The 17,962-nt window shown below is 62.0% G+C and carries 27 protein-coding genes and 1 other RNA gene; 16 read left to right on the top strand and 12 right to left on the bottom strand.

All coding sequences use genetic code 11. The features are described from left to right. Window positions 1-91 precede the first annotated feature (91 nt). Window positions 92-1,048 (bottom strand): RluA family pseudouridine synthase, encoded by a 957-nt coding sequence (locus ACTS1Z_RS07480; protein WP_442623823.1) that lies wholly within the window; start codon window positions 1,046-1,048, stop codon window positions 92-94. Between ACTS1Z_RS07480 and ACTS1Z_RS07475 the strand changes: the two genes are divergently transcribed. The 12 genes from ACTS1Z_RS07475 (at window position 1,027) to ACTS1Z_RS07420 (ending at window position 10,088) form a co-directional block, all read left to right on the top strand. After that, window positions 1,027-1,479, top strand: coding sequence for a Mov34/MPN/PAD-1 family protein (locus ACTS1Z_RS07475; RefSeq protein WP_442623822.1), 453 nt, complete (start codon window positions 1,027-1,029; stop codon window positions 1,477-1,479). The two genes, ACTS1Z_RS07480 and ACTS1Z_RS07475, sit on opposite strands and share 22 nt — an antisense overlap. A gap of 32 nt (window positions 1,480-1,511) precedes the next feature. Continuing rightward, entirely contained in the window at window positions 1,512-2,141 is a 630-nt protein-coding gene (locus tag ACTS1Z_RS07470; protein WP_442623821.1) for a histidine phosphotransferase family protein, read from the top strand. 72 nt (window positions 2,142-2,213) lie between these two features. After that, window positions 2,214-4,556: a chemotaxis protein CheA gene (locus ACTS1Z_RS07465; RefSeq protein ID WP_442623820.1), complete on the top strand. Its 2,343-nt coding sequence runs from the start codon at window positions 2,214-2,216 to the stop codon at window positions 4,554-4,556. Next, the gene (locus tag ACTS1Z_RS07460; protein WP_442623819.1) at window positions 4,553-4,987 is read left to right on the top strand and encodes a chemotaxis protein CheW; all 435 of its coding nucleotides are present in this window, start codon (window positions 4,553-4,555) and stop codon (window positions 4,985-4,987) included. The genes ACTS1Z_RS07465 and ACTS1Z_RS07460 overlap by 4 nt, the downstream gene beginning before the upstream one ends. Window positions 4,988-5,072: 85 nt before the next feature. Then, complete coding sequence (locus ACTS1Z_RS07455) at window positions 5,073-5,459, top strand: response regulator (RefSeq protein WP_442623818.1); 387 nt, start codon at window positions 5,073-5,075, stop codon at window positions 5,457-5,459. After that, complete coding sequence (cheB, locus tag ACTS1Z_RS07450; protein WP_442623817.1) at window positions 5,443-6,543, top strand: chemotaxis-specific protein-glutamate methyltransferase CheB; 1,101 nt, start codon at window positions 5,443-5,445, stop codon at window positions 6,541-6,543. The genes ACTS1Z_RS07455 and cheB overlap by 17 nt, the downstream gene beginning before the upstream one ends. A gap of 92 nt (window positions 6,544-6,635) precedes the next feature. Then, window positions 6,636-7,391 carry a CheR family methyltransferase gene (locus ACTS1Z_RS07445; protein WP_442623824.1) on the top strand — a complete coding sequence of 252 codons (756 nt, stop codon included), beginning with the start codon at window positions 6,636-6,638 and terminating at the stop codon, window positions 7,389-7,391. A gap of 37 nt (window positions 7,392-7,428) precedes the next feature. Continuing rightward, window positions 7,429-8,121 (top strand): N-acetylmuramoyl-L-alanine amidase, encoded by a 693-nt coding sequence (locus tag ACTS1Z_RS07440; RefSeq protein ID WP_442623816.1) that lies wholly within the window; start codon window positions 7,429-7,431, stop codon window positions 8,119-8,121. Window positions 8,122-8,127: 6 nt separating this feature from the next. Beyond that, window positions 8,128-8,549, top strand: an RNA gene (gene rnpB, locus ACTS1Z_RS07435) — RNase P RNA component class A. Between the two features lie 99 nt (window positions 8,550-8,648). Then, entirely contained in the window at window positions 8,649-9,257 is a 609-nt protein-coding gene (locus ACTS1Z_RS07430) for a Yip1 family protein (RefSeq protein WP_442623815.1), read from the top strand. Between the two features lie 100 nt (window positions 9,258-9,357). Continuing rightward, window positions 9,358-9,906, top strand: coding sequence for a J domain-containing protein (locus tag ACTS1Z_RS07425; protein ID WP_442623814.1), 549 nt, complete (start codon window positions 9,358-9,360; stop codon window positions 9,904-9,906). Then, window positions 9,879-10,088 (top strand): hypothetical protein, encoded by a 210-nt coding sequence (locus ACTS1Z_RS07420; RefSeq protein WP_442623813.1) that lies wholly within the window; start codon window positions 9,879-9,881, stop codon window positions 10,086-10,088. Before ACTS1Z_RS07425 ends, ACTS1Z_RS07420 begins: the two co-directional genes overlap by 28 nt. 101 nt (window positions 10,089-10,189) lie before the next feature. Here the strand turns inward: ACTS1Z_RS07420 and ACTS1Z_RS07415 are convergent, their stop codons facing one another. The 10 genes from ACTS1Z_RS07415 to ACTS1Z_RS07370 form a co-directional block, all read right to left on the bottom strand. Next, complete coding sequence (locus ACTS1Z_RS07415) at window positions 10,190-10,603, bottom strand: SufE family protein (protein ID WP_442623812.1); 414 nt, start codon at window positions 10,601-10,603, stop codon at window positions 10,190-10,192. 128 nt (window positions 10,604-10,731) lie between these two features. After that, the gene (locus ACTS1Z_RS07410; protein WP_442623811.1) at window positions 10,732-10,974 is read right to left on the bottom strand and encodes a hypothetical protein; all 243 of its coding nucleotides are present in this window, start codon (window positions 10,972-10,974) and stop codon (window positions 10,732-10,734) included. A 34-nt stretch (window positions 10,975-11,008) separates the two neighbouring features. Continuing rightward, window positions 11,009-11,272, bottom strand: a complete 264-nt coding sequence (locus tag ACTS1Z_RS07405; protein ID WP_442613612.1) for a hypothetical protein — start codon at window positions 11,270-11,272, stop codon at window positions 11,009-11,011. 28 nt (window positions 11,273-11,300) lie between these two features. After that, complete coding sequence (locus tag ACTS1Z_RS07400; protein WP_442623810.1) at window positions 11,301-11,570, bottom strand: hypothetical protein; 270 nt, start codon at window positions 11,568-11,570, stop codon at window positions 11,301-11,303. A 12-nt stretch (window positions 11,571-11,582) separates the two neighbouring features. Continuing rightward, entirely contained in the window at window positions 11,583-11,909 is a 327-nt protein-coding gene (locus tag ACTS1Z_RS07395) for a hypothetical protein (RefSeq protein ID WP_442623809.1), read from the bottom strand. An 11-nt stretch (window positions 11,910-11,920) separates the two neighbouring features. Continuing rightward, window positions 11,921-12,223, bottom strand: a complete 303-nt coding sequence (locus ACTS1Z_RS07390) for a hypothetical protein (RefSeq protein WP_442623808.1) — start codon at window positions 12,221-12,223, stop codon at window positions 11,921-11,923. Between the two features lie 31 nt (window positions 12,224-12,254). Beyond that, window positions 12,255-12,632: an envelope stress response membrane protein PspC gene (gene pspC / locus ACTS1Z_RS07385; protein ID WP_442623807.1), complete on the bottom strand. Its 378-nt coding sequence runs from the start codon at window positions 12,630-12,632 to the stop codon at window positions 12,255-12,257. A gap of 27 nt (window positions 12,633-12,659) precedes the next feature. Beyond that, window positions 12,660-13,019: an envelope stress response membrane protein PspB gene (gene pspB / locus ACTS1Z_RS07380; protein WP_442623806.1), complete on the bottom strand. Its 360-nt coding sequence runs from the start codon at window positions 13,017-13,019 to the stop codon at window positions 12,660-12,662. Between the two features lie 3 nt (window positions 13,020-13,022). Continuing rightward, complete coding sequence (gene pspA / locus ACTS1Z_RS07375; RefSeq protein ID WP_442623805.1) at window positions 13,023-13,709, bottom strand: phage shock protein PspA; 687 nt, start codon at window positions 13,707-13,709, stop codon at window positions 13,023-13,025. Window positions 13,710-13,794: 85 nt separating this feature from the next. After that, window positions 13,795-13,971, bottom strand: a complete 177-nt coding sequence (locus ACTS1Z_RS07370) for a hypothetical protein (RefSeq protein WP_442623804.1) — start codon at window positions 13,969-13,971, stop codon at window positions 13,795-13,797. A 198-nt stretch (window positions 13,972-14,169) separates the two neighbouring features. Here ACTS1Z_RS07370 and pspF point away from each other — a divergent pair, with 198 nt between their 5' ends. The 4 genes from pspF to ACTS1Z_RS07350 all read left to right on the top strand — a co-directional run bounded on the left by pspF (window position 14,170) and on the right by ACTS1Z_RS07350 (window position 17,290). Further along, window positions 14,170-15,183, top strand: a complete 1,014-nt coding sequence (gene pspF / locus ACTS1Z_RS07365; protein WP_442623803.1) for a phage shock protein operon transcriptional activator — start codon at window positions 14,170-14,172, stop codon at window positions 15,181-15,183. 55 nt (window positions 15,184-15,238) lie between these two features. After that, window positions 15,239-15,811, top strand: coding sequence for a tetratricopeptide repeat protein (locus tag ACTS1Z_RS07360; protein ID WP_442623802.1), 573 nt, complete (start codon window positions 15,239-15,241; stop codon window positions 15,809-15,811). A 133-nt stretch (window positions 15,812-15,944) separates the two neighbouring features. Continuing rightward, complete coding sequence (locus ACTS1Z_RS07355) at window positions 15,945-16,505, top strand: tetratricopeptide repeat protein (protein ID WP_442623801.1); 561 nt, start codon at window positions 15,945-15,947, stop codon at window positions 16,503-16,505. Window positions 16,506-16,672: 167 nt separating this feature from the next. Continuing rightward, a complete protein-coding gene (locus ACTS1Z_RS07350) occupies window positions 16,673-17,290 on the top strand; it encodes a superoxide dismutase (protein ID WP_442623800.1) in 618 nt (205 codons plus the stop codon). Between the two features lie 42 nt (window positions 17,291-17,332). Here ACTS1Z_RS07350 and ACTS1Z_RS07345 read toward each other — a convergent pair whose 3' ends face one another. After that, window positions 17,333-17,959 (bottom strand): septation protein A, encoded by a 627-nt coding sequence (locus ACTS1Z_RS07345; RefSeq protein ID WP_442623799.1) that lies wholly within the window; start codon window positions 17,957-17,959, stop codon window positions 17,333-17,335. Window positions 17,960-17,962 lie beyond the last annotated feature (3 nt).

Raw genomic sequence — 17,962 nt, 5'->3', positions numbered from 1 at the left:
CGCCGGAATTGTCGCAACGGCTTTGGCCATTTCGTTCCTGTGCTCCTTGAACCTTAAGTTCCGGGAAAGACCCCCGGAAAACCTTCATTATCTATACGTATAATGCCCTGAATAGTTCCTGTATGTCGACAGGGAGTTCGCTATCAAAGGCTAAAGCGTTACTTGTTACAGGATGGATAAATCCAATGCGCGCAGCATGCAGTGCCTGGCGGTTGAAATCCAGTCTTTTCAGCACGTCCTTTAGGGCAGGTTTGGGCCTGCCATAGACCGGATCGCCCACCAGAGAATGGCCGATATGCGCCATATGGACGCGAATCTGGTGCGTCCTCCCGGTCTCCAGCCGGCATTCGATCAGCGTCGCATTGTTCAGCGCCTGAATGCGCTTGTAATGCGTAATCGCATGCTTGCCGCGCGGAGGCTCGACGACCGCCATTTTCTGCCGGTTCTGCGGCGATCGCGCGAGGTTGGTTTCAATCTTATCCTCAGACTTATTCACAAGGTTATACACTATCGCCTTGTAAACGCGATCGATGCTGTGGGCCGCAAACTGTTTGGCGAGGCCCTCATACGCCTTGTCCGTCTTCGCCGCGACCATCAGCCCGGACGTATCCTTGTCGATCCGGTGCACGATGCCCGGCCGCGCCACCCCGCCAATCCCCGACAATCGCCCGGCACAATGGTGCAGAAGCGCGTTGACGAGCGTGCCGTCCGCATTGCCTGCGGCCGGGTGGACCACCAAGCCCGCCGGCTTGTCGACGACGATCAGATGTTCGTCCTCGAACACGATATCGAGCGGAATGTCCTGCGGCACGGCTTTTGCCGGTTCCGGTTCCGGCACCGAAACGGTGAAATTCTGCCCTTTCTGGACGGCGCTTTTCGGGTCGCGTGCGTGCGACCCATCAGCATTGCGCACATGGCCGGCCGCGATCAGCTTTTTCAGCCTTTCGCGCGACAATTGCGGCAATGCGGCTGCCAATGCCCGGTCCAGACGCCAGCCATCGGCTTCGGCGGCGATACAGGCTTCCAATGTCGACAAGTCCCCCGCCATTGCGTAACAATTTGGGGGTGATCGTCACAATTTCAAGTGCCGCAAAGCGCGAAATTCTGCGCCATTGCGTGGAATCTCCTGATATCGAGGCGTGTGGTCTGCTGTTCGGCGAAAAAGACCGTATCGAAAGCGCGAAACCGACCGAAAATGTCGCGGAAAACCCGGCGGACAGCTTCGAAATCGATCCGTCCGCCCTGTTCGCCGCCATCCGGGCCGAACGCGCTGGCGGCGATACGATCATCGGCCACTATCATTCCCACCCTACAGGCACCGCCGCACCGTCCGCGCGGGACGCCGCGATGGCGCTCGATACAGGACGGTTGTGGCTGATCGTCTCGGGCGCGGAAATGCGGCTCTGGCGCGCCACCGAACCCGGCCGGCTCGCACCTGTGGAGCTAGCCCTTGCAAGCCCCGCGTCCAGCCGACATTAGGGGCCAGGGCCAGCAACGGGAACCGCGAGACGATGGACAGCAAAAGCGTTGAATTTGCGAGCCTTTTGGCATCGCGCCTGTGTCACGATCTGTTGAGTCCGATCGGCGCGCTCAATAACGGTATCGAGCTGCTCGCCGACGAGCATGACCCGGAGATGCGCGAACGCTGCATGGAATTGCTGGCGGAGAGCGCGAAAACGTCGGCGACCAAGCTTAAATTCTTCCGGCTGGCCTTCGGTGCGGCGGGCGGTTTCGACGACGAGATCGACAGCCGCGAAGCGAAGACGGCGATCGAGGGTCTCGTCGGCACACAGGGCCGCGTGGAGCTCGACTGGCTGGTCGAGCAGCCCAGCATGTCCAAGGCGAAGATCAAGATCCTGCTCAACCTGGCGCTGATCGCCGCCGATGCGCTGGTGCGGGGCGGCGCGCTGCTGGTTGGCGCCGAGGGCAGCGAGATCGTCGTGCGGGCGGAAGGGGACCGGATCGTCCTTGATCCCGAACTCAAGACCGCGCTGCTCGGCAAGACCGACGCCGAGGCGCTGACGCCGCGTGCGGCCGCCGCCTGGCTCGTCCACATCCTCGTGCGTGAGGGCGGCGGCGAGGTCCAGGTCTCCGAACCGGAAGACAATGTGCTGCTTTTCGGCGTAACTTTCGCCGATTAGGGCGCCCGGTAAACGACATCTTAACCATCGACGCCCATCAAGACCGTCAGGCGGTTTTCCTGGACGGACTCGATGGACGATCTTCTCGCTGAATTCATTGCCGAAACGCGCGAAACGCTGGACACGATTTCCGGCGAAATCGTCGCCTGGGAGGCCGATCCGGCGGATCGGGAGCGGCTCGACGCGATTTTCCGGTTCGTCCACACGGTCAAGGGGAGCTGCGGCTTTCTCGATCTGACCCATGTCCAGCGCGTCGCGCACGAAGCCGAACAGGCGCTCTCGGAACTGCGCGACGGCACACGCGAACCGTCGCCCCGCCTTGTGAGCGCCATTCTCGCCATCATCGACCGTATCGGTGCGATGATCGATGCGCTCGAAAGCGGCGAGGAGATCGATGAAAGTATCGATGGGCCGCTGATTGCCGCGCTCAGCGATGAGACGGCAGAGGCAGAACCGAAAGCCGAGGCGCAGCAGAACGTTCTGGAGACGCGATATCCGGCGCGCAGCATCCGCGTACCGCTGGAACTGCTCGACCGGCTTATGGGCGGCGTGTCCGATCTCGTTCTGGCGCGCAACGAGCTTTCGCGTCAGTTGCGTGAGGCGGGCGCGGGCGAGCAGGTCGATACGGCATTCGAGCGGATGTCCACCTGTGTCGCGGAAATCCGCGATGCCATCACTTGGGCCCGCATGCAGCGGATCGAGAGCCTGTTCGCCGCTTTGCCACGCCTCGTTCGGGATCTGTCTGCAGAACTTGGAAAGTCGGTGCTGCTGGAGGTCGACGGCGCCGATGTCGAACTCGATCGCGAGATGATCGAGATGCTGCGCGATCCGCTTACGCATATCGTCCGCAACGCGCTCGATCACGGCATCGAGCCGCCTGACGAACGCCGAGCGGCCGGCAAGCCGGAAACGAGCGTCTTGCGGATCGGCGCACGCCAGTCGGGCAATCAGATTCAGATCAGCATCGCCGACGATGGACGCGGTATCGATGCCGAGAAGCTGAAGAAACAGGCCCTGGCCAGTGCGAATGTGAACCCGGAGGGGCTCGAAAGGATGGACGAGCAGCAATTGCTGGACCTCGTTTTCGAACCTGGGCTGACGACCGCCGAAGCGGTCAGCGCCGTATCCGGCCGCGGCGTGGGCATGGACGTCGTCCGCTCCAATGTCGAGCGGATCGGCGGCAGTATCGATATCACCAGCACGGCCGGTGAGGGGACGTGCTTTTCACTGCTCGTGCCACTCACCCTGACGATCATTCCGGCCCTGATCTGCGGCGTCGGCGAGAGCCGCTATGCGATCCCGCGTGCCAATATCGCGGAGATCGTATCGCTCGATCGGGATCGCGCCGAACTGCAAAGCGTGGGCGGCACCGAGGTGGCGAAGATCCGCGGCAAAAGACTGCCTGTCGTCCGCATGGAGGCGCTGTTTGGAAGCAGAACAGATGAACGGAACGAAGAGCAGCGCGGCGCTCCGAAACATCTCGTCGTCGTCCATTCAAGCAAACGGGAACGGTTCGCCGTGATGGTCACGGCGGTGTTCGATCATGAGGAACTGGTCGTCAAACCCGCCGCGCCCGGCATCATGCAGGCCGGCTTCTATGCCGGCACCGCGCTGCCGGACAACGGAATGCCGCTGTTACTGCTGGACATTGCCGGTCTGGCGGTTACGGCAGGTCTACGCCTGAACCTGGCCGACACGCAATCCGATCTCGTCGAGCAGGCACCGACAACGGGTTCGGATGCTCTGATATTTACCGATCTCGATGGGTGCCGGCGCGCCGTGCGCATGGCGGTCGTCAGCCGCATCATCGATACCGATGCCGAGCGGATCGTGCAGCGCGCCGGCAGCCTGCGGCTGGTTCTCGATGACGAAACCATACCGGTCGTTGCCAGCGGCACGCTGCCGGACAGCGGCAAGCTTCGCCTCTTGCGTTTGAGCGATGGCGAGCGGGCGATCGTCTATGCGATTGCCGATATGGCCGCAGATGTCGGTGCATTCCCGGAAAAGATAGACCCTGCGCGCCGGCCCGGCCGCGTTGCCGGGGTCGCTGTCGTCGACGGCGAGCCGATCGAGTTGCTGGACGTGCATTTCCTGTTTGCCGAGTTTTGCGATTCCGCTCCCGCACAGTCTGGCCGGCCGCGCTGCCTCGTCATCGGCGGCGACGATGTCTGGCGGCGCGAACTGCTGGCGCCGTTGATCGAACAGGCCGGTTATCGTGTGACGTTCGACGAAAGCGACGAATACGACATTGCGATCGACGCGAGCGATGCGGGTGAGAGTCTCGATCGCGAGGATGCAGACATCGTTCGCCTCAGCGCCGACCCGTCGCCGGGCCGCGGCCACGTGTATCGCTACGATCGCACCGGCATCGTCGATGCCTTGCATGATCGCCGGAAAAGGAGCGCCGCGGGATGAATCAGCTCTATCTGGTTGCCGAAATCGGCGAAACACAATTCGCGATTCCCGCCGACGCCGTGCAGTCCGTCGTGACCGCGTCCGACATCATTGCGGTGCCGCGGGCGGCGCCGACGGTCGCGGGGATTGCGGCTTTGCGCAGCAAGGTCATCACCGTGATCGATACGCGCGCGGCGATCGAGGGCGGCAACGCGCAAGCTGTTGACGGACAATCGCTGATCGTGGCCGAAGTAGGCGGGTATCTCTACGGCCTGGCGGTCGATGAAATTCACGACGTACGCGAACATACCGGCACACCGCAGAAGCTCGGCGCGGCGTTCGAGCCGGGCTGGCAGCGGGTTTCGACCGGCGTTATCGATCTGGACGGCGCGGCTATCGCAGTCGTCGATCCCGCCGCGCTGATCGACGAAGACCATGCCGCAGCGGCATGACGATGCCGTTTTTCCGGGAAATTAACGGCACGGTTACTCCGGTCCATTATGGATCATGTGCCGGACACCCACGGGAGCGCAGTTTGTGAAGAAATGTCTCGTCGTCGACGATTCGAAGGTCATTCGAAAAGTCGCCTGTCATATGCTCGAAACGCTCGATTTCAGCGTTCAGGAAGCCGATCATGGCGGCGAGGCCCTTGAGCGCGTGAAAGGCGACGTACCCGACGTAATCCTGCTCGATTGGAATATGCCGGTCATGGATGGGATGCAATTTCTCGAAGCCATGAAGGCGCTGGCGCTGGCAAAACCGCCCAAGGTTATCTTCTGCACGACCGAGAATGATGTCGGCCATATCCGCAAAGCGATGGCCGCTGGCGCCGACGAATATATCATGAAGCCGTTCGACCGGGAGACGCTGCAGAGCAAGATCGAACTGGTGCAAAGCGGTGCCACGCATGGCCAGCCGGGCTGATCCGGCGTTCCCGGGCGAGAGCGCGCGAACCGGACACCGCAACGTTCTCGTCGTCGACGATTCCGCTGTCGCCCGCCTCATCGTTCAACGGATTATCAACGAGACCGATGATCTGAGGGTCGTCGCCCATGCCGTGAGCGCGGACGACGCGCTCGACAAATTGCGGACGATTTCGCCCGATCTCGTCATCTTGGATATCGAAATGCCGGGTGTAAGCGGCATCGATGCGCTACCCGACATTATTCGGAAGAGCGGCAATGCGCCGATCCTGATCGTTTCCTCGCATTGCCGGGAAGGCGCCGAGGCGTCAGTACGCGCAATGGCGATGGGCGCGAGCGATATCGTGCTCAAGCCTGACCGAGCCGAGGCGAACAACCGGTTCGCCGCGCTGCTGACGGATACGATGCGCCGGCTTCTCGAGGCTGATACGCGGCGCAATAACGCCGTGGACGGGCCGCGAGAGATTGCGCGCGTCACCAGCAACAGGGCGGTGTCCACTCGTCTCCCCGTCGAATGCGTCGCGATCGGCGCGTCCACCGGCGGGATTCATGCGCTTTCGACGTTCTTCTCGGCCCTGCCGCACAGCTTCTCCGCCCCGATCCTCATCACACAGCATCTGCCGCCCGATTTCATGATCTATTTCGCTCGGCAGCTGGCCGCGATTTCGGGACGGCGCGCGACGCTGGCCGAAGAAGGCATGGCCTTGAGCGAACATGACATAATCGTGGCGCCGGGCGAGGCGCATCTGGCGCTGCAACAACACGGCGGCGAAGTGCGCGTCGCACTCGACCGGACATCGTTGCCCAATGGGCTCTGCCCATCCGTCGACGTGATGCTGTCGAGTGTCGCAGAAACCTACGGCGCACACGCTCTGGGTATTGTTTTGACAGGCATGGGACGGGACGGCGCGATAGGCGCGGAGCGGCTCAGAAAAGCCGGCGGCGAAATACTGGCACAGGATAGCGAAAGCGCAGTCATCTGGGGAATGCCGGGCGCAGTGGCCCGCGCAGGCGTCGCGGCGTTCATCGCGCCGCCGGCCGAGCTTGCCGCGCATGTGGCGCGCCATGGAAGCATGGCCGCATGACGCTCTCGCCCTCGACCGTACAGATGTTCTCCTGCCTATTGGAAGCGCGGACCGGTCAGCGATTGTCCGAGGGCCGGCACTGGCGCGTGGAAATGGCGGTGAATCCCATCCTAAAGGCGCACGGAATCCCGGATTGCGATGCCTTGGCGGCCGAGCTCGCCGACCCCGAGGCGCGGACCCTGTCCGACGAGACGGTCGAGGCGCTGCTGAACAACGAAACCTATTTTTTTCGTGACCATGACGCGTTTTCCGATCTGCCGCGCGTGCTCGAGGCGATCGCGGCGAACCGGCGTGGGAAGACCCTGCGCATATGGTCCGCCGGTTGTTCCACGGGACAGGAAATCTATTCCATTGCGATGCAGTTGCGCGACAATGAGGCGCAGTGGCGTGGCTGGTCGATCGACCTGCTTGGCACCGATGTTTCCCAATCGGCGATCGACCGCGCGAGACGGGCAGATTTCAGCCAGTTCGAGATCCAGCGCGGGCTGGCGACGGGTCATATGTTGCGCTGGTTCGAAAATGTGGACGGCCGCTGGCAGGCGCGGGAGAAGCTGCGGAACATGGCGCGCTTCCGGCGTCACAACGTGCTGGAGACGCCGCCGCCCGGGCGTTTCGATCTGATCCTGTGTCGCAACGTGATGCTGTATTTTCCCGGAACGAACCGCGCACGCGCGTTGGCGAACCTGGCCGGTGCGCTGGCCCCCGACGGCGCGCTGATGCTGGGCGCGGGCGAGACCGTGCTCGGTTACAGCGACCGGTTCGAGATTCTTCCGGGCGTGCGGTCCCTGTACCGGCTGGCCGCCGCCGAACCCCGCCAAATCCTCAGGGTTGCCGCCGCCGGCTCTTGACGTTCGGCGACAAAACGGGCGGTATCGGGCGCGGGTCATGTCGATTGTCGAAACGCCTTCGCCGAATTTCAACGACCGCAAGCTGCCGGTCTCGATGCTTGTCATGCATTATACGGGCATGGTGGACGGCGCGTCCGCGATCCGGCGGCTGACAAGTTCGGAATCGGGGGTTTCGTCCCACTATGTCGTCAATGAGGACGGCACGGTGCTGCGCCTTGTCGATGAGGGCAAGCGCGCCTGGCACGCCGGCGCTTCCTATTGGCGTGGCATTACGGATGTGAATTCCGCAAGCATCGGTATCGAGATCGTGAATCCCGGGCATGAATTCGGCTATCGGCCCTTTCCGGCGGATCAGGTCGCCGCAGTCGTGCGGCTCACCGACGAGATCCGCAAGCGCCACGACATTCCGCGTGCCAATGTCGTCGGTCATTCCGATGTCGCCCCCGCGCGCAGGCAGGATCCCGGCGAACTGTTCCCGTGGGACAAGCTGGCCCGGTTCGGCCATGCGCTGTCGCGGCCCGAAGATGCGACGACCGATCCGGGATGGACGGACAGCGCCTTTCTCGTCGCGCTCGAACGCTTCGGTTACGATATCGAGGACAAGATGGCCGCGGTCGTCGCGTTCCAGCGGCGCTTTCGCCCCGAACTGATCGACGGGACGATCGACGGCCAAAGTCGCGCCATTCTCTTCCAGCTGCTCTTGGAACGCGAGCAGGGCGAGTCTAGATAGGGCAGGCCAGAGGGCCGGGCGGCCGCCCGCCTTCGCCAAAGCTACGGCGGACAAGCCCAGCGCTTGCCAGCCGAAGCTGCAGCGAAGGCTGGAGGAAAGTCCGGGCTCCATGGACCCACGGTGCCGGATAATGTCCGGCGGGGGCGACCCCAGGGAAAGTGCCACAGAGAGCAGGTCACCACATCCTCTCGCGAGGACGGTGAAAAGTGAAAGGGTGCGGTAAGAGCGCACCGCGCGCGCCGGCAACGGCCGCGGCACGGCAAACCCCACCGGGAGCAAGACCGAATAGGGATGGCGCATAGGCTGAGGGTCCAGCCTGCCGTCCGGGTTGGTTGCTTGAGGGCGGGAGCGATCCCGTTTCTAGAGGAATGGCCGCACAGGCGGAGCGATCCGCTGGACAGAACCCGGCTTACAGGCCCTCTGGCAGTGCTGTTGAGTGATCTGGGGCACAACCCCGGCCCGGTGCATTTGCTTTACGAATCGGGCAATTTCGTTCACATGAACGGGTATAAAAAAGGGGAAGAGTTATGAGCTTGATCGATCGCGCGAAGAATATTCTCTTATCGCCACAGACCGAATGGCCAAAGGTCGACGGGGAAACCAATACTGTGGGAGGCCTGTTTACCGGCTATGCCATGATCTTGGCGATCTTGCCGGCGATCGGCTCCGTCATCAGCTCCGTGGCGATTTCGGGCGCACTTGGCGTGCCGGGTCTTGGGATGGGCTTCGTGCTCGTGTCCGCCGTTGTGAGTTATGTGATCAGTCTTGGTGTCCTGTATCTCATGGGCATCGTCGCCAACGCGCTGGCACCAAGCTTCGATGGCAAGAAGGATCAGCTCGCTGCCATGAAGACGGTGGTCTATTCGGGTACGCCGATTTGGGTAGCTGGCTTGCTGAGCTGGATTCCGATTCTTGGCTGGCTGCTCGCGCTCGCGGCATTTGGCTATGCGGGCTATCAGATCTATCTCGGATCGCAGGCGACTTCGAAAGTGCCGCAGGACAAGGCTGTAGGCTTCACGATCGTGCTGATCCTGATCTGGATCGTCACCTATCTCGTGATCTCGGGTATTATCACCGCCATGCTGATCGGCAGCATGTTCACAGGTGCGATGGGTGCTGCAGCGCTCTATGGCTAGATAACTTGATGCACCGGGCACCAAGCACCGGCTGAGAAAAGAGCGGGCCACGGCCAAATTGGCGGTGGCCCGTTCTCTTTTCCCCCGCTAAACTGGACGCATGGCAGGTGCACGACGGTCCAACGATTGGGGATTCCCCCGCTGGCGCGGCTATGATTCTTCGCGTGAGACAGTCGAGGTGCGCCTGTGCGACCGGCACGGCTGCGACGAACCGGGCGACCGGCCCGCGCCGAAATCGCCGAACAGCCCGGAACGCTGGTATTTCTGCGAAAAACATGCCGCCGAATACAATCGCAACTATAACTATTTCGAGGGCCTGACGAAGGAACAGCGCGACGAGCGCGCCCGCGAGGAGCGGCGTGACGCAAGCGGTTTCGGCCAGGCCTCGCATTATGGCTGGGGCGGCCCGGGCGACGGCTCGCGCAGCGCCGACGAGATGCGCGCACTCGAGATTTTCGAGCTCGACAGCGATGCCGATTTCGCGGCCGTCAAAAAGGCGTGGCGTGCGCTCGCCAAGGAAAACCACCCGGACGTCAAGCCCGACGACGCGGAGGCCGCCAAACGGTTTCAGGCGGGCCAGGCGGCTTTCGAAGTGCTGCGCGCGGCCGAGGAACGCCGCGAATGGAAGGGCGCCGCATCAAAACCGTAAAGTCCGAATGGGAAGCCGCCATTCTGGTCTGCCGCAAATGCTCCAAACGGGTGGGCGGCGGCTTCGGGCCGAAGGGCAGGACGCCGCTTGCCAAGGCGCTGCGCAGGCATGTCGGCGGCAAGAAGGGCCGCAAGGCGAAGACCGCCATTCTCGAAACCAAATGCCTATCGGCCTGCCCCTAAAAGGCGGTAACGGTGGTGCGCACCGACGATCTGCTCGACTGGAAGCTGTTCAAGCCCGGAACGGCGATCGAACAGGTCGCCGATGCCCTGGGCATTGCCGCTCAGGAATAGCGCTCGGCGGTCTCGCGGATCAGCGCGATCATGTTGGGGATTCCCTGGGTGCGGTTCGAGCTGAGCTGGTTCTTCAGGTCGAAGGCCGCGAGGCAGTCTTCGATGTCGACGGCGAGAATATCCTCCGGTTCACGATCCTGCACGGTCAGCAGCACGAGCGCGATGATGCCCTTGGTGATCGCCGCATTGCTGTCGGCCAGGAAATGCAGCCGCCCGTCGTCCGTGCGTGTCGGATAGACCCATACGGCCGCTGAACATCCGCGCACCAGCGTCGCATCGGTCTTCAGTGCGTCGGGCATCGCTTCGAGGCCCTGGCCGAGATCGATCAGCAGCCGGTACCGGTCGTCGCTTTCGAGGAATTCATATTCCTCGCGCACATCATCGAGAGAGGGGAGCTTAGTCATGGCCGCCCATTTAGGGGCTGGCCGGCCAGTCGTCACCCCGGCGCGGTGCCGGGGCCTTTTCGGCGGGAGTTTCTGGCCGAACCGAAAAGATTCCGCGGGGCAAGCGGAATGACGAAACCGGAAAACTCCTAGGGTTCGATCCCCGCGGCGATCGCTTCGAGCTTGCGGACACGCTCCTTGAGGTCCGCGACTTCGATCCGCGATCCGGTGCTCGGCGCGGGCACGTCGGCGGACATGGCCGTCTTTTGCTGGAGTTCGAGCCGTTTGAGCTCCAGCCAGCCGCGCCATCCCCTCAGCGCCGCGTAGCTTGCGATTATCAGCCCGATCAATCCGGTGGCTGCCATCGCCAGTGTCGGTATCTGATCCTGCATGATTATACCTTTCTTTCCTGAACCTTGTTCTCGTTTAGCTATGCGTTCTGTCGCGCAGAGCTTCGATTTCCTGTTCGAGCCGATTGCCCTTGTCGGTGGCGATCCGCTCGAGAACGGCGATCCGTTCCTTGAGCTGCTTGATCTCTTCGCGCATCCGCCCGGCATCGGGATCGACGATGCGGCGCTGATTGCCGTCCTCGTCTTCGATGATCCCGTGTTGCGCATTGTATCTGGAGCGGATGACGCCGGCGACGACGCAGATCAGGACGATCGCGACTACCATTTCGAACGGACCCATAATTACCTCCCTGAACCTTTCCCTGTGTCTAGTTGAGCGGCTTGTCCCGCAAATTCTCGATTTCGTCGGCCAGCCCGGACGAGCGATCCGTCAGGATTCGTTCGAGCGTCGCGACACGTTGTTCGAGGCGTTCGGTCTTGGCGACATATTGGGCTGCCTTTTCCGCCGCTTCCTGCGACGCCGTTTCCATCTGGGCCTGTTTGAGATCAGTCCAGCGGTGGAAGGCGATATAGCCGAAAACGATGACGGTCGGGATGACAACGACCATGAACAGAATGGCGAGTGTGTTGAAATCCATCATTTCCCTCCCTTACTTCGCCTTGTCTTCGAGCTTGGCGATTTCCTGGTCGAGGCCGTAGCCGCTATCGGTCACGATCCGTTCGACCGTGGCGAGCCGCTCTTTCAGGCCGGCCAGTTCGTCGCGCAGCTGCGTATTTTCCTGATTGAGCAGCTTGATCTGGTCCTTGCTTTCCCGATCGACCTGCGGCTGGACCGACTGGCCCCAGCTGTTTTCCAGCGGATAGCCATGTTTGATCCGCATCCAGGTCGTCACGATCCAGCCAACGACACCGACTGTCACGATCACGGCGATAAATGGTGCCAAGTCGCTGAGCAGTTCGGGATTGTCTGAAAACATCGCTTATCCTCCTATTTCGCTGCGTCGCGGAGATTTTCGATCTCGTCCGCGAGCCGGGTGCTGCCGTCGGTAGCAATCCGTTCGAGGACCGAGATCCGCTCTTCGAGCCGGACGATCTTGTCTTTCAATTCGCCATTCTCGTTCGAGAGCAATTCGATCTTGCGGCCGGTTTCCGGGTCGTTCCTCTGGGTCGATCCGCCCCATTCATTCTCGAGCGGATAGCCATGCTTGGCGCGGATGGCGGTGGTGATGATCCAGGCCAAAAAGCTCATGCCGATGATGGCGAGGACGAAGGCGGGGCTTCCCCAGTTCATGTATCTGTTCTCCCTGAACCTTGTTGTGCGTTTACCGTAGCGCGTCGATTTCCTGGGCGAGGCGCGTGTTGCGGCTCGTCACCATCAGCTCGACATCGGCGAGCCGGCGATCGACATCGCGGAAGCGCGAGCGGATCTCGTTGACCGAGCGGCGCGGATTGGCGCGCGTGCCCTGCCAGAACTTTTCTTCCTCCTTGTCCTCGTACAGGCCGAGAGGCTTGGCGGGCGCCAGCCAGGCGACGATGAAGTACACGAGGAACAGCGGCGGGAAGAAGAAGAGCGCGGTGACCATGAAGCCGATGCGCGTCCACAGCGTGTCGATGCCGGTATAGTCGGCGACGCCGGAGCATACGCCCAGAAACTTCGCATTCTGCTTGTCGAGGTAGAATTTCGTGCGGCGGTCTTGCATTGTTGGGTCTCCCTGTTCGTCTGTTCGTTACCGCCGGCGTTCCGCGCGGCTCATGTCTTTTTCCGGCACCCGGGGTTCGATGCGATCCTCGAGCCGGTCTTCCAGCCGGTCTTCCAGCCGGTCGCCGATCCGCTCGTCCACGGGGCGTTCCTGGCGGAGCATGCGCTCGCGCGCCCATTCGGGATTGTCTGCGGCGATGATACGTTCGATCGTGTTCATCCGGTCGTCCAGTCGCCGCGCGGCGTCATAAAGTTCATCCAGCAGATCTTCGTCTTCGCGGGTGATCGATCCGGCGCGCTTCCATTGGGTGGAATAGTGGAGGATGAGCCAGGGCAGCCCGATAAAGAGCATCCCGACGACGCCGATGGGTACGAGGATGTCTTCCATTATTTAAGCTTCCTTCTCTTCGGAGGGTTTGCCGCTGGCCTTTTTCATGGCCGCGAGTTCGGCTTCGATCTTGTCGCTGGTTTCCAGCTCGTCGATCTCTTCTTCCAGCGTCTTCGGCTGGCCGTTGCCGAGCGCCAGCGCGTCGGCGCGGCCTTCCGCCATGTCGACATGGCGTTCGAGCATTTCGAAGCGCGAGAAGGCGTCCTGCACGCGGTCGCCATTATAGAGGTCGCGCAGCTTGATCTGGTTTTCCGCCGTTTCGAGGCGGGTGGAAATGCTGTTCTGCCGGCTCCGCGCTTCGCGCAACTTGCCCTGCAGTTTGGCAATGTCTTCTTCATAGGCGCGCAGCGATTCGTCGAGCGCCTCGATTTCGCCATTAAGCCGGGCCGCCATGTCGGAGGCCTTCTGCTTCTCGACGAGCGCCTGTTTGGCGAGGTCTTCGCGGTCCTTGGAAAGTGCCAGCTCGGCCTTTTCCTTCCAGCTTTCCTGAAGCTGTTCGAGCTTGACGATCGAGCGGCGCATTTCCTTCTGATCGGCAATCGTGCGCGCGGCGGACGCGCGGACTTCCACCAGGGTTTCCTCCATCTCGAGAATGATCATGCGGACCATCTTGGCGGGGTCTTCTGCCTTGTCGAGAATGTCGGTCACATTGGCGGCAATGATGTCGCGCGTGCGGGAGAAAATTCCCATGGTAGCTACTCCTAATGTCCCTCGCTTGCTGTGTGGCGACCGGGGAGGGGGAGGGGCTGCCGCCTCCCCGGCCTGTTCCTGCGGCCTATGCAATCTGGCCGGTAACAACGATGATGTCGGGCTCGCCCGACTGAAGCTGGACGGGCTGGGTGGTATCCCCCGCCTGTACCGGTCCGACCGTGCCGAACACGCAGAGCCCGGTAACAGCCATAGCGGCCATGCCAGCGATGATATTTTGGCGGATGTCCTTCAAATTCGTCATATCGTATCTCCTGAACCTTGGCCCGAAACCGGGTAGTGAAACCTGTGTTATCGTCTTTGCGACTGTTAACGTCCTATTCATAGCAGGGAGCGTGCCAGTTTTCGATTATTGCATATTTTCAGTGCTTTAGACGATATCGCAGGCCATAGCGCTCGGCGCCTATTGCCATTGTTTGGGAAAATGCACTAAACAGTGGGAATGGAACGCGAAACGCAATTTGTCGGGGAATCCGGCGCTTTTCTCGACGCCGTCGAGATGGCGAGCCGGGCGGCCGCGCTGGAGCGCCCTGTTCTGGTAATCGGCGAACGCGGTACGGGCAAGGAATTGATTGCCGAACGCCTGCACCGGCTGAGTCAGCGCTGGGAAGGGCCGCTGATCACGCTCAATTGCGCTGCGCTACCCGAAACCCTGATCGAAGCCGAGCTGTTCGGCCATGAGGCCGGCGCGTTTACCGGCGCGACCCGCGCCCGGGCGGGCGCGTTCGAAGAGGCGGATGGCGGCACGCTGTTTCTCGACGAGCTGGCGACCCTGTCCCAGGCCGCACAGGAGCGGCTGCTCCGCGCTGTCGAATATGGCGAGGTCACGCGGATCGGCTCCAACGCGCCGCTCAAGGTCGATGTGCGGATCGTCGGTGCGACCAACGAGAATCTGCCGGACCTTGTCGAGCGCAACCGGTTTCGCGCCGATTTGCTCGATCGCCTTTCGTTCGAGGTCGTTACGCTCCCGCCGCTGCGCGTGCGCGACGGCGACATCCTCGTCCTCGCCGACTATTTCGGCCGGCGCATGGCGGTCGAGCTGGACTGGCCGGGCTGGCCGGGCTTTGGCGACGAGGCGGTGAAGATCCTGATCGGGCATGACTGGCCGGGCAATGTCCGCGAGCTCCGCAATGTGGTGGAGCGGTCGGTCTATCGCTGGGAGCAGCCGGACGTACCGATCGATCGGATTGAACTCGACCCGTTCGACTCGCCGTGGCGGATACCGGCGGAACCCGAACCTGCCGCGGCCGACGGCGCGGCGGCCCCGCAATCGGCGCCGGCGCGCGAAAAACCGATCGTCGACGACTTCAAGGGCGCCGTGGAAGCCTATGAGAAAGAGATATTGGAGACGGCGCTGGAACGGGCCCGTTACAATCAGCGGCAGACCGCCAAGGCGCTGGGTTTGTCCTACGATCAGCTGCGGCACGCGCTCAAGCGGCACGATATGATCGGCTGATTCGCCAAAATACCCAAAATGGCCTATATTTGTTCCGGACAAGAGGAGAACGGCCATGTCCAAATCGTCTCTAAGCCTCGCCATCGCTATCGCCGCGACCGGATTGGTCGCAACCTCGGCGTCGGCCGCGGTCAGCGTGATCGGCAATACGAGTGCGCGCGCCTGTTATGAGTCCGCGCTCGAAGAGCGTTCCGGGCCGGGCGATATCCGCGTCTGCACGGATGCGATCGAGGATCGAATGATCACGGGGCGGGACCGCGTGGCAAGCTATGTCAATCGTGGGATCCTCTACGTGCGCAATGGCGACTATGCCCGGGCGATCGCCGATTACGACCGCGCGATCGAACTCGATGGCACCGAGCCCGAAGCCTATCTGAACAAGGGACTGGCCCTCCTGCATCAGCGCCGCGCGACGGCCGATGTCGTGACCTTGCTCACCACCGCCATCGAACATGGCACGCGCGAGCCCGCGCTCGCCTATTATGGCCGGGGCGTCGCGCATGAGCTCAATGGCGACATTCCGGCGGCCTATTACGATATTCGCCGGGCGACCGACCTCGATCCGGAATGGGATCTTCCGGCGCGCGATCTTTCGCGCTTCCGCGTCGTCGGCGGGCAGGGCGGATAGCGATTTCGAGGCGCGTCAAGCGCCGTTCGTCGGCGGCATTTGACCGTTCGGCGAAATGCACGCCGCATCGGGCGCAATTCTTGTGATAATCCCGTCGTTGATATTCAATGCCGGACCGTAGGAGAGAAAACCCATGAAACTGATGCTCACAATGGCTGCGGGCGCTCTCGCGATCACAACCGCAGGAGCGGCCCATGGCGCCGTACAGGTCGCCGGCAACAGTTCGGCGGAGACCTGCTATGTCGCCGCGGCGCGGCAATCGGATTCGCGTATTGACCTCAGGCCGTGCGACTTCGCGCTCGACCGCGAAGCGCTGACCTATCAGGATCGCATCGCGACCTATGTCAATCGCGGCATCATCCAGTTCCATCGCGGCCAATATGACCTCGCGCTCGCCGATTTCGATCGCGCGCTCGCGATGGATGCCGAGCAGCCCGAAGCGATGCTGAACAAGGCGATCGCGCTGATGCGTCGCGACGAACGCGGCGAAGAGGCGCTGCCCTTGTTCACGCGCGCACTCGAGTTGGGCACCGAACAGCCGGCCATCGCGCATTACGGCCGGGGACTTGCACATCACCTCAATGGCGACCTGACGGAGGCCTATATGGATATCCTGACGGCGAGCGAACTGGCGCCGGAATGGGATGCGCCGCGCAACGACCTGTCCAACTATATCGTCGAACCGAACGGATAGGTTTCGCGCGACAGTTCGCATAGGACGAGAGGCCGGTCGCTACTGCGGGTAGCGGCCGGCCTTTTCCGATTCAGGGCGCCAGCGAGTTTTGCGAAATTCCTGCGACGGATATCTTGAAGAGCTGGCGCGTTCCCGTCATGTAGGCCAGGAGACCACAGGAGAAACCCATGCCTTTCGAACTCCCCGAACTTCCCTATTCCAAGGATTCCTTCGGCGACCTGATTTCATCGAAAACCTTCGATTTCCATCACGGCAAGCATCATCAGGCCTATGTGAACAAGACGAACGATGCCATCGAAGGCGGCGATCTGGCGAATGCCTCGCTGTCGGAAGTCATTCTGGCGGCGAAGGACAGCGGCAATCAGGGGCTGTTCAACAATTCCGCACAGATCTGGAACCACAGCTTCTACTGGCAGTGCCTGAGCCCGGACAAGCAGAACCCGTCGGGTTCGCTGGCCGCGCGCATCGAGGACTGCTTCGGTTCGAAATCCGAAATGCTGAGCGCGCTCAAGGACGAAGCCGTCGGCCATTTCGCCAGCGGCTGGGCCTGGCTCGTGCTCAATGGCGACAATCTCGAGATCACCTCGCTGCACGATGCCGACACGCCGGTCGCGCATGAAGGCATGAAGCCGCTCCTCACCATCGATGTGTGGGAGCATGCCTATTATCTCGATTTCCAGAATGATCGCGGCGCCTATGTCGACGCGCTGCTCGATCATGTGAACTGGGAGTTCGTGGCGCAGAATATGGACGGCAAGGGCGTCAGCCGCGCCGACCAGGGCTAAGCCCGCACCGTCAGACCGATCGCCCGAGGCCCGCGAGACCGATCATTCGTGGGCGTCGGGCATCGGCGGTTCGTCCGCCTTCTCCAGATTTAGGCCGTTCTTCAGTAGCATCGGCACATTCGCAAACGCGAAGATGAGGGTCAGCGGGATCGCGCCCCATAGTTTGAAGCCCACCCAAAAATCGGTGCTGAAATTGCGCCACACGATCTCGTTGAGCGCTGCCATCGCAAGGAAGAAGATCGCCCAGTTGCGCGAGAGCAGATCCCAGCCCTTGTCGCTGAGGCCCGGATAGACGCTGCCGAGCAGCGCCTGCAGCGTGGGGCGTTTAAAAGCCAAGCCCATGATCAGGATCGACGCGATAAACACGTAATAGATGGTCGGCTTGAGCTTGATGAAAGTCTCGTCGCGCAAGAGCAGCGTGATGCCACCGAAGATCAGCACCATTACGCCCGAAAAGAGCAGCATCGGCGAAATCTTGCCGACCTTCGCCCAGGAATAGACCATCGCCGCCATCATCGCGGCCATGAACGCGCCGGTCGCATAGAAAATGCCGAGCGGCGGCGGCGCCAGATAGTTCACGACGAAGAAGATGATAACGGGCCCGAAATCGAGCGCCATGCGCATGCCCGAGGGCAGGTCCTTGGCCGCTTCCGTTTGCGCGTCGCTCATTGT

The sequence above is a fragment of the Parasphingopyxis sp. genome, assembly GCF_052168295.1.
Classification (GTDB): Bacteria; Pseudomonadota; Alphaproteobacteria; order Sphingomonadales; family Sphingomonadaceae; genus Parasphingopyxis.
The sequence above is the reverse complement of the archived record's forward strand: the minus strand, read 5'-3'. Positions and strand labels throughout refer to the sequence as shown.